Source organism: Nonomuraea sp. CA-141351 (assembly GCF_050944675.1).
Lineage (GTDB): Bacteria > Actinomycetota > Actinomycetes > Streptosporangiales > Streptosporangiaceae > Nonomuraea.
Genome location: NZ_CP191982.1, coordinates 1,659,681 through 1,673,700, shown reverse-complemented (window position 1 = coordinate 1,673,700; position 14,020 = coordinate 1,659,681). Strand labels below are relative to the sequence as shown.

Here is a 14,020-nt window from a genome sequence, read left to right as displayed (position 1 = left end):
AGTAGGCGGTTTTGGGGCCGATGCGGTGATCGGCTGCCAGTTGCCGGACCCGGGCCGTGTCACGCGGGCCCCTCGACGCATCGCTTCTGGCATTTGAACGCGACCGCCGATTTTCCGGCATGCTGTGGTCCCCGATCACCTTTCGGATCCGGGTCAGCCATCAGGCCCAGGAACCTCCCTCCGAGTCCCTCCCAACTGAGTTGGGGATACAACAAGGCGCCTCATGGCGCAGCTACAACGGCCACCGGCCGCACCAATCTCGCGCGCAGCGACCACCCGATCACGATGACCAGACCGTCGTACCGCTGGAAGGTCGGTTCGAACGCCGGAAGGTGCTCGGCGGGCTGATCAACGAATACCACCGAGCCGCATAGCCGCTGTCCAGGACTTCCAGCTCAGGCCCTACGCGATGGATTTTGAAGCAGTACAGGCACAGAATGAGCTCATGCCTCCAGGCTGAGGGCGGAGTTCATGGTCGAGCAGGCTCGCCGCCGATAGCTAACGCGCGGAGTACCTCAGCCCCTGATTGCGGCAATCGTGTCTGGCAACTCGGCTTCTTGCCTACGAGAATCGCAATTCTCATGAGCTGATCGGTCCGCCTGATGAGATGGCGTCCGGCTCGGGACCCCACCAAATATTTCCCGTGGGGGTGAGGCGACCCTCGAAGGCGATCTGGAAGGCGTTCAACGGCGCCTTCCAACGCATCGTCCACCGCTTGCGGCCCTGGCCGGATGAGCGTTTCAGAGTGTCGGCAGGCCGAGCGCGATGATGGTGGACGACAGGCCTTGCCAGGTGCGTACGTCCCAATCGGTGAGTTGCTGCCAGCGCTGCAGGCGGTACTTCACGGTGTTCGGATGCACGTGCAGGACGCGGGCGGTCGCGGTGAGCGAGAAGCCGTTCTCGGCGAACCTGAGCACTGTCTCTGCCAGGTCAGGGTGTTGTTGCGCGGCCTCTCGGCGCGGCTCGAGCAGCACCGCGAAGCGTTGCGCGGTGGGCGCCAAGGTGGCGAGCAGCCAGTGGTCGGCAAAGGATTTGACCTGTCCCGGATCCGTCAGGAGCAGCGCCGCTCTCGCGTCCGCCATGCTCATCGCAGCGCCGGGGAGCCCGGTCCGCGGCAGGCCGATGCCAAAGCTCGCATCAGGGTTCTGCCGCTGGGCCGCTTCGACCACGGCCTGCGGCGAGATGTCCTGGACCAGGGCGATCATGAGGTTGCCGCGGGTCGCGCAGCGCAGCGTGCCCGGCCACCGGCGGTGCCGCAGATCCATCATGCGCTCGTCGGGCCAGGCCTCGGCCGGTGAGCACAGCGCCTGGAACTCGCCGGCCGGGTCGAAGGTGAGGGCGGCAGCCAGTTGCTCGAGGTCGACGCCTGCGGGCGCGGCGGTGGCAAGGCCGTCGAGGAACTGGTGGGTCAGCCTCAGGAGCGTAGCATCGGCGGCGCGGACGGCGACGCCGTACGCCTCGGCGGCCGCGCTGCTGGAATGCTGCACCCACGTCCAGACCATCCCGACGATCGATACGAGTTGCGCGCCGGCCCGGGTGTCGTGCGACTGAGCGCGAGCGAGCAGCACGTTCCACATCTCGCGGTAGCCGACGTGGTAGGCCTCTATGAGGGCGTGCAGCGGCAGGCCGGTGGCGGCGCGTTCGGCTCCGAGCGCATGCGCGGCCTCGACCTCTTCGCGGGTGGGCGAGCGGCGTGCGACCACGCCGGTCAGCAGTCCCTGGTAGTGGCGGGTGACGTCGCGTTCCTGCTGCTCGCGGTCCACGATCTGATAGCTCGGGATCTCGAGCCGTATGCGGTCAACGATCCTCGGGATCACCGTGGGCAGTTCTGCGGCGAGTGATTCGCAGAGTTCGACGACGGGCTGCCACGCCGCAGCGGTGTCGGCCTGCGCCCTGGCTGCCCCCTCGGTCACGGGCTCCACCATCGCCCCTCCCGATGTGGATTTCATAGTGATCTCTCTCGCGAGTGTATGGCACCTTCACTGCGACCATGCGTCGACGAGAGGCGAGCAAGAACGCGCATGCTGCTCTTTGTGGACTCCGCAAAAACGACGCCGGGAAGTTCTCAGATTCGGTTCTGGTCCCGCGGACCGGTCGTCGGCAGGCTGGACAGCGGACGCCGCGGGGGCCTGGTCCCCGGCGATGGGTCGAAAGCATCTGGGTGCACTGGAGGACGCGTGGAGACATTGATGGAGTTCAGTCATGAATCGGTCGTGGTACGACGTGGGCGGCGGAGCCGGCTGCCGATCGTCGTCGCAGTGCACTCCACTGCTCTCGGCCGTGCGGTCGGCGGCTGCCGGATGTGGGCGTATGACAGCTGGGAGGACGGCCTGCGCGACGCGCTGCGCCTGTCAGAGGGCATGACCCGTAAGTGCGCTGCCGCCGGACTGCCGAACGGCGGCGGTAAGACGGTCGTGGTCGTTCCCACCGGGCGGAGCGTCACCGCGGACGAACGCCGCGCGGCGCTGCACGATGTCGGCGACATCGTGGCGGAGCTCGGCGGCGCCTACGTGACCGGTCCCGACGCGGGTACCGGACCGGCCGACATGGCGGTCATCGGCGAACGGACCGAGTACGTGTTCTGCCGGCCGGAGGCCGCCGGCGGAAGCGGTGACCCCTCGCCGTTCACGGCCCTGGGCGTCGTCGCCGCGCTGCGCTCGACCTGCCTGGCGCTGTTCGGCTCGCCGACCTTGGCGGGCAGGAGATTCGCGGTGATCGGCTTGGGACACGTCGGGGAGCAGATCGCCCGGCAGTTGGCGGCGGCGGGAGCCGACCTGGTCCTGAGCGATGTCGACCCGGCGAAGCGCTCGCTCGGCGCAGAACTGGGCGCGGTGTTCGCCGAACCCGACGCAGCGGCCACCGCCGAGGTGGACGTGCTCGTCCCCGCTGCGCTCGGCGGCTTGCTGACCCGGGATCTGGTGGCGCGGCTGCGATGCGGCGCGGTCGCGGGCGCGGCAAACAATCAACTGGCCGATCCCGGCGTGGCGGAGTTGTTGCGGGAGCGCGAGATCCTCTGGGCCCCCGACTACATCGCCAACGCCGGCGGTGTCGTCAACGCGGTATCGCGCGAAGTCCTCGGCGACGAACCGGAGGAAGCGGTCAAGCGCATCGAGTCGATCGCTGACACCCTGACCGGCCTGTTCGACACGGCCGCGCGCACGAAGATCACGACGGCGCAGGCTGCCGACGACCTCGCGCGCCAGCGGCTGGCCGCACCGATGTCCACCGCGCCGGGATCGGCATGAACCCCCGGGTCTACGTGCTGGCCCTGGCCACCTTTACCGTCGGCACCGAGGGCTATGTCATCGCCGGCGTGCTGCCGGCGATCGCGCACTCCATGCACGTGTCCGTATCAGTGTGCGGACAGTTGGTCACGGTCTTCGCGCTAGTCTACGCTCTGGCCGGGCCGCCGCTGATCGGCGCGTTTCGGAGGGTGCCGCCGAAGTCGGTGCTGATCGGGGCCATGCTGGCTTTCGCGCTCAGCAACGTCCTCGCGGCGTGCGCACTCGACTATGCCGTGCTGGCCGCGGCGCGCGTGCTGGCCGCGTTGAGCGCGGCCCTGCTGGCCGCTCCGGCCGCCGCGGCGGCGGCTGCGCTGTGCCGTCCGCAGGACATGCCCAACGCGATCGCGGTCACCGCCAGCGGCAACGCTCTGGCGCTCACCCTGGGCGCGCCGATCGGCACCTTGATCGGCGGAGCGCTCGGCTGGCGGGGTACGTTCCTCTTCGTCGCGATCCTGGCGCTGGCGACCGCGCTGATGCTGGCGGTCTTGCTGCCGACGGTGCCGGCGGCTCCCGTCGGCACCGGTCGAGCCGGACTGCTGCGCGGCCCGGCTGTCCGGTGGAGTCTGCTGACCACCTTCGGGGTCTTCCTCGCCGCGTACTGCACCTACACGTATCTCGCGCCGATCGTCGAGCGGGCGACCAGGATGGGAAGCCAGGGTGTCGCGGCGCTGATGATCGTCTTCGGCGCAGGCGCGTTCCTGGCCGGGTCCACGATCGGCCGGATCCTGATCAAGGCGCCAGTGGCGCGGGTGCTGCGCGTGGCTCTCTCACTGATGGCGCTACTCCTCGGAACCATCGCCGTCGGCACCGCCTGGCATCCCCGCACCGCCGCGGAGATCGCCGCGTTTCCGGTGATGTTCTGCCTGGGTGCCGCCTGGTGCTGCGGCGGGGTCTCCCAGCAGACACGGATCGCCGCCCTGGCGCCCTCGCAGCGATCCCAGGCTCTGGGGCTGCACTTCTCCGTGCAGTTCCTGGGCGTCGCCGTCGGCGGCGCCATCGGCGGGCTCGCCCTGTCGACGGGGGGACCAGTGGCCGTTCCGGCCCTGTCTGCACTGATCGCGTGCGTATCGCTGCTCTCCGTGCGACAGACCGTCCCGGAAACAGCCGGCTCGCCGGATCGCGTGGCGCCCGCGACGATCCCGAGGTGATCACCGCGCAGGAGTGAGCAGCGGATCGGCCCGGAGAGTTACTCAGAAGCGCCTTCGCACGTGGAGGCGCTTCTGATGTTTGTATGCCGCGAATTATCAGCGCCCTGCTGACGCGAGCGGGCCCAGTAAACCCCTGAGTGAGAGGCGCGCCCAATAGTGCAGTTCGGTCTGCGCAGCCCAGACAGAACATCATCCAGCGTGAGTCAGTGAGTCGTCCTCTGTAACCGTTCGTCGCTCTGCGTAGTGGCCAGTTGCCCCTGGTATGCCGTGGCCCGGTGATCGATATGCGTAAAGCGCGGTCAGGTGCACGTTTAGGTTGTCCGACCACCACGCCAGGGGTGCGTTCGGCTACTGGTGGGTGGCCACGATCAGGCCGCGGTAGTCGATTCGGGAGAAACGACTTGAGTTCGTTCGTGCGCCGCCAGTAGACGTGCAGCCTGTAGAACAGGTGCAGCCGTTCGCCGGGCCGGTAGGCCAGGACGGCGGCCTGTTGGCCCGGCCGGAACCCGTGTCGCGGACCGTCGCCACCGGGCGGGCGCCACATGGGGCCCTGGAGGTGAGATGGAAGCTCGATCATGGTCCACAACCTGTGAGCTACAACGGGAACGGGCGGGACTCCGTGAGACTGGAGGCCCGCCCGTACCTACGATGTTCGCCCTGGTCAGCGGCCGGAACCGCTGCTCAAGATCGTGTGGCCCCCTGTAGGATTCGAACCCACGCACCGGCTCCGGAGGCCGGACGGATTCATGCTTGTGACCTGCAGAAATGCCCTTGACAGGCCTGCCCCTGTACGTCTCCCGTACGTGATCGCGCTGCGGCGAACGGTGGCGGGTACGTCACAGCTGAAGGGAGGGCGAAGAAGCAGGAGTTCGCCGAGGCGATAAACGGTGAGTAGCGGCTCACGTCGCCGCGGACGCTCGTCGTCGGTGCGCGTCAGCCAACACGATTATCTCGCTATTGTCGACGTCTAGTGGCGGCGACCGGGGGTTCCATCAACTGGCCGGCAACTACACGACCAGGTTTACCGACGCTCAGGTCAGCACGATTGCCCGCCACTGTCGATGGTGCGCTTGTACGACAGCTAAGCCAGATCCGGCTTCACACAGGCGACACTCTGACAACGGGTAGGCCGTCCGGGGATACCCAGACGGTCACGTCAATCCCGCTCCACGGATGTGAAGCGCGGACAGACTCCATCGAGCTCCTTAGGCTCAAACAGTAGAAATCAAGAAAGAAACACGAACCGCCCGCCTCCGCCGCCTGAACTGGGGAGTAATGAGCGGTGCATTCCACGACCAGCGAGTTCGGAGCGCCGCATTCTTCTCGCGGCGCCTTCCCGCACAGCTCGTGCGTTAAAGCTGCGTAGCAGGCCATGTAGGCGTTTTTCATTCTCGCGCAGACGCCGCTCTCGAGCCCGGCGTTCCTTGCGCATTCGGCCTCCCGATGACCGAGGGCGAAGCAGGAATTCCGCGCGTACTGCTCCTGGCATTCCAGAGCGTCGGTCATAACGCCAGAACACCATGCGTCCGGCTGGCCATAACGGACACGGCACGCCTCGTAAAGCTCTTGTCCTCGACGGCATTGCTCAGCTCCATACGCTGGCGGACATTCTCCCACCTCCGCCACCACGCCCGCGGCCGAAACGGTGCGAGCTGCGACGGCGGGGCCGGGGAACTGCACCGCGATCACGCACGCCAGGAGGACGATTGCCGCGATTCTAATCATGTCGCCCTCCCGGCGCCTCGTCGTTGATCCTTCCAGCACGTACATGCAGCCGTCTGATGAAGGTAAGGGCATAGCTCGATACTACAAGCAACTACAATCACGAGAACTAGGGCAGGGCCTCGCCCTAGCACTGGCCAGGCACGCGCTCAGGCAGCGTTACCCGGACCGTTTCATATCGATCGTCAGCGCGGACGCCATCCTACGTGCGGGGTGGGCCAAGGGATCGTCTGGCTATCCGTACCAACCTGACTTCTTCGCCGAAGTCTGGAAGCCAGGCGAGCCGTCACAGGTCTTCCCGATGGCGACCAAGGGAAATCACGGCCGCGGGCCCAATTCTTCCTACGGGCAACTCGCAGCATGCTCAACCCACGTGGAGGCTATGCACATCGGGAGGTGGGGCCAGACGCCTTGCATCGTCTTCAGTGCGGAGTTGCCAATGGAGGGTCCGGTCACAATCCACTGCCTCCATGCCCGTGGAGAGGGTGGCCAGCTGAGCGCTTTCCCCGAACTGCCGCTGCGCAACATGGACAGTGCCGCCGAGAACGAGAACATCATGCCCGGGATCCAGCCCCTCGCTCAAGGCGGTAAAGTCCCGGATTCAGAGCCAGGCTTTCATATCCAGCCTCAGCATTATGCATGGTTCCAACACTTGCTGGCGCGAACGGCTACAGCTGGGGTGGCAGCCTTTACTGGCGATGGAGACACCACCGCTCAATACTTGACGACACGCCAGGGAACAGCGCTACACCACTGGTTTCGCGCACGCGGCGGCAGGCAGTGTTCAGGACGCGGCCCAGGAACTGCTCGATATTCGATTCATCGGCACGGATCATGTCTTTCGACTGAACGACAAGCGAGTGGAAGCGTTCTCCGGAGTCGCGTTCGATCTCTTCGCCCTCCTAAGCCCAAGAGGCAAGAACGGTCACCCGATGCCGGGAAGAGTTGAGCAGTACCGCAATGACATCTACAACAGGCGTGGAACCTGGCCTGAGCAGACGTGGGGAGGTCCCGTTTCAGTCCACGAGGACGGAACCGTCTTGGCCATGCGTCTACTAAAGGTTTGACCTCGACGGCCCGAGGGTCACCATGTACACGGGTCAACACGCTGCGCCGCCGCGATGCTGACGGCGTGGTCGAATCTCATACACCACGATCTTGGACGCGGCCGATGCAGGTAGATCTAGGCCAGGAAGAGGCGAGGATGCCGAATAAGCAACGTTACCGGGGTGACCAGCCGGTAGTCACGAGCCAACTCTGCGATCTAATTCCTATTTAAGCAGCAATCGCATCGATAGTCACATTAGTGTCACTAGCGTCTTCTCTTTCCTTTCTCTCCGCGGCCTTGCGGCAGTCGGCGAGGATTTCCAGGCCGAGGTAGCGCCGGCCTTCGGTCCACTCATCGTGCTGCTCGGCCAGCACCGCGCCCACCAGCCGGATGATGGCATCACGGTTGGGGAAGATGCCGACCACGTCGGTGCGGCGGCGGATCTCCTTGTTCAGCCGCTCCTGGGGGTTGTTGGACCAGATCTGCCGCCACACGGCCTTGGGATAGACAGCGAAGGCCAAGATGTCCTCGCGTGCGTCATCCAGGTGCTCGGCGGCCTTGGGATACTTGTCCTCCAGCGCTTGGACGACCTGGCGGTGCTGCGCTCGCACCGAGGCCGTGTCGGGCTGCTCGAAGATGGTGCGCAGCATGGTGGCCACCCACGGCTGGGCCACCTTCGGAACTGTCGTCGAAAGATTACGCGCGTAGTGGGCGCGACACCTCTGCCAAGAGGCGCCAGGCAGCGTGGAGCCGATCGCGTCGCGCAGCCCGGCATGGCAATCGGAGATGACCAGACTGACCCCCGACAAGCCGCGGGCGACCAGTCCGCGCAGGAACGCCAGCCAGCCCGCGCCATCCTCGCTGGAGACGACGTCGATGCCGAGGATCTCGCGGTGGCCGTCGGCGTTGACGCCGGTCGCGACCAGGGCGTGCACGTTGACCGTCCGTCCGCCCTCACGCACCTTCTGCGTCAACGCGTCGATCCACGCGAACGTGTACGGCCCGGCATCCAACGGCCGGTTACGGAACTCACTCACCATCTGATCCAGCTCCCGGGACATCACGCTGACCTGCGACTTGGACAGCTTGGTCACCCCGAGCTGCTCGGCCAGCCTCTCCACCCGCCGTGTCGAGACGCCCAGCAGGTACGAGGTCGCCACCACCGAGGCCAGCGCCCGTTCGGCCCGCCGCTGCCGCTCCAGCAGCCAGTCCGGGTAGTACGACCCCTGCCGCAGCTTGGGGATGGCAAGTTCGACCGTGCCCGCGCGGGTGTCCCACTCGCGCCGCCGGTAGCCGTTACGCGAGTTGACGCGCTGGTCCGATACCTCGCCGTAGCCGGCGCCGCAGCGCTGCTCGACCTCGGCGTCCATCATCATCTGCGCCATCCGCACGACCATCTCGCGCAGCACATCGGGCGATGCCTGCGCCAGGGTCTCGTCGAACCACTCACCCTCAGCAGGCAGAATGTCCATAGCGGCCACTTCTCGTTCTCCTTCTTATGCCTTCGACAGCTGTGAAGGATCGCGGAGTGGCCGCCCCCATGTCACATCGATCTTCCCTCACGGGCATCAAGGTGACGAGTAGGTTCAAACCCGTACACCACTCCCGTGGACGCTAACGCTCTCGGGTCGCGGCGCTCTTGGGCGCCGCCCTTCATCGAGGCGTCAAGCAGTGGCCGTTGGGCCGCGAGTTCCAGGTCCCGTCTCGACGCTCCTGGGCACCGCCCTTCATCGAGGCTTGTAGCCCAGCGCGCCCGGGTCATCCATGCCGGAGGTCGCGGCGCTCTCGGGCGGCGCCGCCCTTCATCGAGGCGTCGTCATGCGCACGCCCTCAGTAAGCTGAGAGGCATCCGGTCGCGGCGCTCTCGGTCGCCGCCCTTCATCGAAGCTAGCTCGTCATGGTGTGCTTGGGTAGGCCGTCGCGGGTCGCGGCGTTCATGAAGGCCGCCCTTCATCGAGGCTCCTCGAACACCGCGGCGTCGCCGGTGCGATCGAGCGGGTCGCGGCGCTCTTGGGCGCCGCCCTTCATTGAGGCGCGGGCTGGGTCATGTCGACGACGTCGACCATACGGAGTCGCGTCGGTCTTGGGCGCCGCCTTTCATCGAGGCCCCACGATCGCGGCCACGATGCCGCCGCCGACCAGGTCGTGGCGCTCTTGGGCGCCGCCCTTCATCGAGGTATCCGGACCGTCCGCGCCGACGCCAAGGATCCGCTGTCGCGGCGCTGATGGGCGCCGTCCTTCATCGAGGCCCGTGCGCCAGCGAGAAGGAACAGGCCAGGATCGTGGTCGCGGCGTTCATGGGCGCCGCCCTTCATCGAGACCTCTCGCTGGTCTGCATCATCTTGTTGCAGAACAGGGTCGCGGTGCTGTTGGGGGCCGCTCTTCATCGAGGCCGGTAGATGCGCGGGATGATCGCCAGCCCGGCCCCGGGGTGGGCGCTCTTGGGCGCCGCCCTTCATCGAGGTGAGCACCTCGAGTTCCGGGCGCCGTTCCGGCACCCCAGTCGCGGCGCTCATGGCGCCGCCCTTCATCGAGGCCCGTTGTCGAAGTCGTACGCGAACGACTCCGAGGCGCGTCGCGGCGTTCTTGGGCGCCGCCCTTCATCGAGGCGGCGAGATCGCGCTGCTGCTGCCGCCGCTGCTGCGCGTCGCGGCGCTCTTGGGGCGCCGCCCTTCATCGAGGCTGCGGCACCACCAGGCTGGTGAACGCGCCGGTGCCAGTCGCGGCGCTCATGGGCGCCACCCTTCATCGAGGCACGAAAACGGCGAAGCTGAACCCAGCCAGTGGGCCGAGGTCGCGCCACTCTTCATCGAGGCTTGGGCAGGTTGAAGGTGGTGCCGAGGCCGGTGATCGTCGCGGCGCTCATGGGCGCCGCCCTTCATCGAGGCGCGTCGGCCGTGTGCGGGGCCTTGAACTTCTCGGCGAAGTCGCGGCGCTCTTGGGGGCCGCCCTTCATCAAGGCTCGGTCTTCACGAACACGTTGACCGTGCGGTCCTTGTCGTGGCGCTCTTGGGGGCCGCCCTTCATCGAGGTCGAGGAAACCCCTACCGAGGGCTCGGTAGCGACTCCTCCTGGCGCTTTCCAGCGCCGCCCTCCATTGAAGCCCGATGTCGATGTACGCTCACTGGCCCCGCGTGTCGCGGCGGTCTCCAACGCCGCCCTTCATTGAGGTAATGCGGCATGTGAGGAAGGCACAGGGTGGCATGGCGCCGCCTCACCTTTCGAGGCTTGCTCAGAAGCTCTATCCTGGCCCACACCTGGCCCACAACCCGCGAGCGCCAACGAGAACGGGCGGGACTCCGTGAGACTGGAGGCCCGCCCGTACCTACGATGTTCGCCCTGGTCAGCGGCCGGAACCGCTGCTCAAGATCGTGTGCCCCCTGTAGGATTCGAACCTACGCACCCGGCTCCGGAGGCCGGTGCTCTATCCCCTGAGCTAAGGGGGCTCGACGAGTGAAAGGCTATCAGCATCCCGACACCACTCGGCACCGGATAAAGCTCCTCGTACGCATCCAGCGAAAACCACCCGTCACCACCCCGCTACAGGTAACTTTGCGGCCGTGGGCGAGGTTCTTGGGAAAGTACTGGTCGTCGACGACGATGAGGTCATCCGTCAGCTCATCGCGGTCAATCTGAACCTGGAGGGGTTCGAGGTCGCGACCGCCACCGATGGGCAGGACTGCCTTGATCGCGTGCTCGACGTCATGCCGGATGTCATCACGCTGGATGTGATGATGCCGTGCCTGGACGGATGGGCGACGGCGGAGAAGTTGCGCACCGGGGAGGCTACCAATCACATCAAGATCGTGTTGATCACGGCGCGGGCGCAGGACGATGACAAGAGGCGGGGGCTGGGGATCGGGGTGGACGCCTATCTGACCAAGCCGTTTGATCCGGCCGAGCTGATTCAGGTTGTGAGAGATCTGGCGGCTGGTGGGCTGGGCTGAGGAATGACCTCCGCCAGAGAGGGTGAGTGGGGTGCTGGGCGTGGATGCGCGGCTTGAGCGGGCCGAGGCGATGTACGAGCGGGCCGTTTTCGGTGGTGACGCGGGCGGGCTGGAGGTGGCCGACCGGGAGTTGGACGCTCTGGAGGCCGATCTGGCGCTGGCTCGCGGTCGCGTCGCGCACGCACGGTTTCTCGACGGGCAGGGCGAGGACGCGGAGGAGCTGGCGCTGTTCGAGCGGGCGGTGGCGCTCTATCGGCTGGTCGGCGACGTGCGGGGTGAGGGTGCGGCGCTGTTCTGGGTGGGGGTCTTTCATCAGGTCGTCCGGCGCGACCAGGAGTCCGCGCGGGCGGCTTTCGAGCGCTCCCATGACCTCGCGACCAAGGCCGGCGACAAGCTGACGCTCTCGTACGTCCTACGCCACCTCGGCATCGCCGAGCACGTCGCCGGGCGGTTGCAGGCGGCGCGGGAGCGGCTGGAGGAGTCCGTACGGCTCCGGAGAGAAATCGGGTTCCAGGCCGGCGTGGCGGCCAATCTGGTGGGACTGGCCTATATCGCCGTTGCGGAAGGGCGGCATGATGACGCCGTGGCGGTGCTCGATGAGGCCGGTGAGATTGCCGAGGCCAATGGCGCGGCAGGCGTGATGCGGTCGATCGAAGAGGCGCGGGCCCAGTTGTAGCCGATTCTTTTTACGCGCTGTAGCCGAATTCCTTACGTACGCTGGCCCTACTGCTTGTCCGACCCAGGAAGGCCCAACCGTGCGTAGCTCCATTTTCGGCAATCTCGAGTCCCAGCCGCTGCCCCCGGGATTCGCGCTCCAGAACGGCAAGATGCTCAGAGTTCAGCTGCCGCACGAAGTTCTGGCCAAGCAGGGCTCCATGGTCGCCTTCCAAGGGCAGATGGACTTCGACTACGAAGGCGGAGGCCTCGGCAAGCTGTTCAAGAAGGCCGTGACGGGCGAGGGCGCGTCGCTGATGCGCGTACGCGGTGAAGGGCTGCTCTACCTCGCCGACAATGCCGACGACATTCACCTGTTCTACCTGGAGAACGAGGGGATCACCGTCAACGGGCGCAACCTGCTGGCGTTCCAGCCGCAGCTCACCTGGGACATCCAGCGCGTGCAGGGCGCCGGGATCGCGGCGGGCGGGCTGTTCAACACCACGGTCACGGGGACGGGGTGGGTGGCGGTGACCACGCACGGCACGCCGGTGCTGCTCGACGTCGCCCGCATGCCCACGTACGCCGACGGCCAGTCCGCGGTGTGCTGGAGCACCGGGCTGCGGGTGGGCGTCAACCGGACGATGAAGGTGGGGGCGCTGATCGGGCGTGGCAGTGGGGAGGCCATGCAGCTGGCGTTCAGCGGGCAGGGGTTCGTGCTGGTGCAGGCCAGTGAAGGGGCGCCGGTCGTCACCGCCTCATGATCCGTCGCCGGCAAGGAGAAGGCCGAGGAGCCGGCCGGGAGCATGAGCGGGACGGTGCTCCCGTTCAGCCACGACTCCCGGCTCGAGCTGGTCGCCGACCCGTCGCTGCTCGACCAGCCCGAGCTGTACTTCAACGCCGCCAGGCTCGACCGGTCCGTCGCGCCGGCCACCGACGACTACGTGCGGCTGGGCCGAGCCCAGGCTGGCACCGATCATTCTCACGTAGCCAAGATCAGGCCGTAGCCAAGCCCAGGCCGTAGCCAAGCCCAGGCCGTAGCCAAGCCCAGGCCGTAGCCGATCACGCTCGCGTAGCGTAGGAGAGGTCAGGAGCAGGTGGGCGTGGGAGCGGTGTTCGTGCCGCTCCACGAGGCGATGAAGCCGAACGTCGTCGAGGCCCCGGGCGCGAGCGACCCGTTCCAGCCCACATTACGCACGGTCACCGAAGAGCCGCTCGTGCTCAGCGTGCCGTTCCAGAGCTGGCTGATCTGCTGCCCGTTCCCGAACGCCCACTGCACCGTCCACCCGCTCAGCGCCGCGCCGCCGTTCTTGACGGTGACCTCGCCCTGGAAGCCGTCCTGCCACTGGTTGGTGATCTTGTACGTGGCCGTGCAACCGCCCGCGGGAACGGTAGGAGTAACGGTTGGGGTGATCGTCGGCGTGGAGGTCCCGGACAGGGCGCTCACCAGGGCCGGGTACCACTTGTCGGACATCTTCTGGTCTCCCGCGGCGTTCGGGTGCACGCCGTCGTACGTGTCCGTGCTCGTGCTGAACCCCGTCCACTGATCGACCACCGTGATCGGCGACTGCTGGGTGGTGGTCGCGGCGGCCCAGGCCGGGATGGCGTTGTTGAAGTTCACGGCGCGCTGGCCGCAGTCGGCGCAGCTCGACGGGTTCATGGGGATGATCTTGGCGACGATGATCTTCATGTTGGGGTTGCCGGCCCGCATCTGGTTCACGAGCGTGGTGAACGCGCTGAGGATCGTCGCCGGCGCGATGTTGCTCCACACGTCGTTCGTGCCGAGGTGCATCAGGACGATGTCGGGTTTGGTCGCGGAGAGCCAGCCCGGCAGCTGGTTCTGATTGGCGATGTTGGTGGCCAGGTAGCCGCCGTGGCCCTCGTTGTCGCCGTCGTACGGGACGCCGCAGCCCTGGAGCGGGAGGGTGCCGACGAAGTCGATGTTGGTGTAGCCGGTGCTCTGGAGCCGGTTCCAGAGCAGGGCCCGCCAGCAGCCGGGGGATCCGGTGATCGAGTCACCCAGGGGCATGATCCTGGTGGCGGCGGCGCCGCTGGCCTGGGTGGTCGTCGCGAATAACACCGCAGCGGCAAAGGCCAGCATCACCGCCAGCAAAGTGCTGGTCCTGCGCATCGTCTGCTCTCCCGTCGTAGCCTGCGCTGATCGTAAAAAGCGCTTTGGTACGACGAAAGGCGACTCAGTACGCACAGGTCCATGAC

10 protein-coding genes and 2 tRNA genes are annotated in these 14,020 nt (G+C 66.7%); 6 read left to right on the top strand and 6 right to left on the bottom strand.

What is annotated here, in order from left to right:
- Positions 1–740: 740 nt before the first annotated feature.
- Positions 741–1,925: a PucR family transcriptional regulator gene (locus ACQPWU_RS08420; RefSeq protein ID WP_433438179.1), complete on the bottom strand. Its 1,185-nt coding sequence runs from the start codon at positions 1,923–1,925 to the stop codon at positions 741–743.
- Positions 1,926–2,021: 96 nt separating this feature from the next.
- Here ACQPWU_RS08420 and ACQPWU_RS08415 point away from each other — a divergent pair, with 96 nt between their 5' ends.
- Complete coding sequence (locus ACQPWU_RS08415) at positions 2,022–3,245, top strand: Glu/Leu/Phe/Val dehydrogenase dimerization domain-containing protein (protein WP_433438178.1); 1,224 nt, start codon at positions 2,022–2,024, stop codon at positions 3,243–3,245.
- A gap of 14 nt (positions 3,246–3,259) precedes the next feature.
- The gene (locus tag ACQPWU_RS08410; protein WP_433438176.1) at positions 3,260–4,432 is read left to right on the top strand and encodes an MFS transporter; all 1,173 of its coding nucleotides are present in this window, start codon (positions 3,260–3,262) and stop codon (positions 4,430–4,432) included.
- A gap of 692 nt (positions 4,433–5,124) precedes the next feature.
- On the opposite strand, the gene ACQPWU_RS08405 is transcribed toward ACQPWU_RS08410, so the two are convergent.
- From ACQPWU_RS08405 to ACQPWU_RS08390, 4 genes are all read right to left on the bottom strand, one after another.
- Positions 5,125–5,202, bottom strand: a tRNA-Arg gene (locus ACQPWU_RS08405).
- 2,227 nt (positions 5,203–7,429) lie between these two features.
- Positions 7,430–8,674: an IS256 family transposase gene (locus ACQPWU_RS08400; protein ID WP_433438174.1), complete on the bottom strand. Its 1,245-nt coding sequence runs from the start codon at positions 8,672–8,674 to the stop codon at positions 7,430–7,432.
- Positions 8,675–9,370: 696 nt separating this feature from the next.
- Complete coding sequence (locus tag ACQPWU_RS08395; RefSeq protein WP_433438172.1) at positions 9,371–9,718, bottom strand: hypothetical protein; 348 nt, start codon at positions 9,716–9,718, stop codon at positions 9,371–9,373.
- 858 nt (positions 9,719–10,576) lie between these two features.
- Positions 10,577–10,648, bottom strand: a tRNA-Arg gene (locus ACQPWU_RS08390).
- Positions 10,649–10,762: 114 nt separating this feature from the next.
- Between ACQPWU_RS08390 and ACQPWU_RS08385 the strand changes: the two genes are divergently transcribed.
- From ACQPWU_RS08385 to ACQPWU_RS08370, 4 genes are all read left to right on the top strand, one after another.
- On the top strand, positions 10,763–11,149 hold the full coding sequence (locus ACQPWU_RS08385) for a response regulator transcription factor (RefSeq protein WP_433438170.1): 387 nt from the start codon (positions 10,763–10,765) through the stop codon (positions 11,147–11,149).
- 40 nt (positions 11,150–11,189) lie between these two features.
- Positions 11,190–11,825 carry a hypothetical protein gene (locus ACQPWU_RS08380; protein ID WP_433438168.1) on the top strand — a complete coding sequence of 212 codons (636 nt, stop codon included), beginning with the start codon at positions 11,190–11,192 and terminating at the stop codon, positions 11,823–11,825.
- A gap of 79 nt (positions 11,826–11,904) precedes the next feature.
- Complete coding sequence (locus tag ACQPWU_RS08375; protein WP_433438166.1) at positions 11,905–12,567, top strand: AIM24 family protein; 663 nt, start codon at positions 11,905–11,907, stop codon at positions 12,565–12,567.
- 42 nt (positions 12,568–12,609) lie between these two features.
- Positions 12,610–12,810 carry a YbaK/EbsC family protein gene (locus ACQPWU_RS08370; RefSeq protein ID WP_433438164.1) on the top strand — a complete coding sequence of 67 codons (201 nt, stop codon included), beginning with the start codon at positions 12,610–12,612 and terminating at the stop codon, positions 12,808–12,810.
- Positions 12,811–12,890: 80 nt separating this feature from the next.
- Here ACQPWU_RS08370 and ACQPWU_RS08365 read toward each other — a convergent pair whose 3' ends face one another.
- Complete coding sequence (locus ACQPWU_RS08365; protein WP_433438163.1) at positions 12,891–13,934, bottom strand: cellulose binding domain-containing protein; 1,044 nt, start codon at positions 13,932–13,934, stop codon at positions 12,891–12,893.
- Positions 13,935–14,020: the final 86 nt, after the last annotated feature.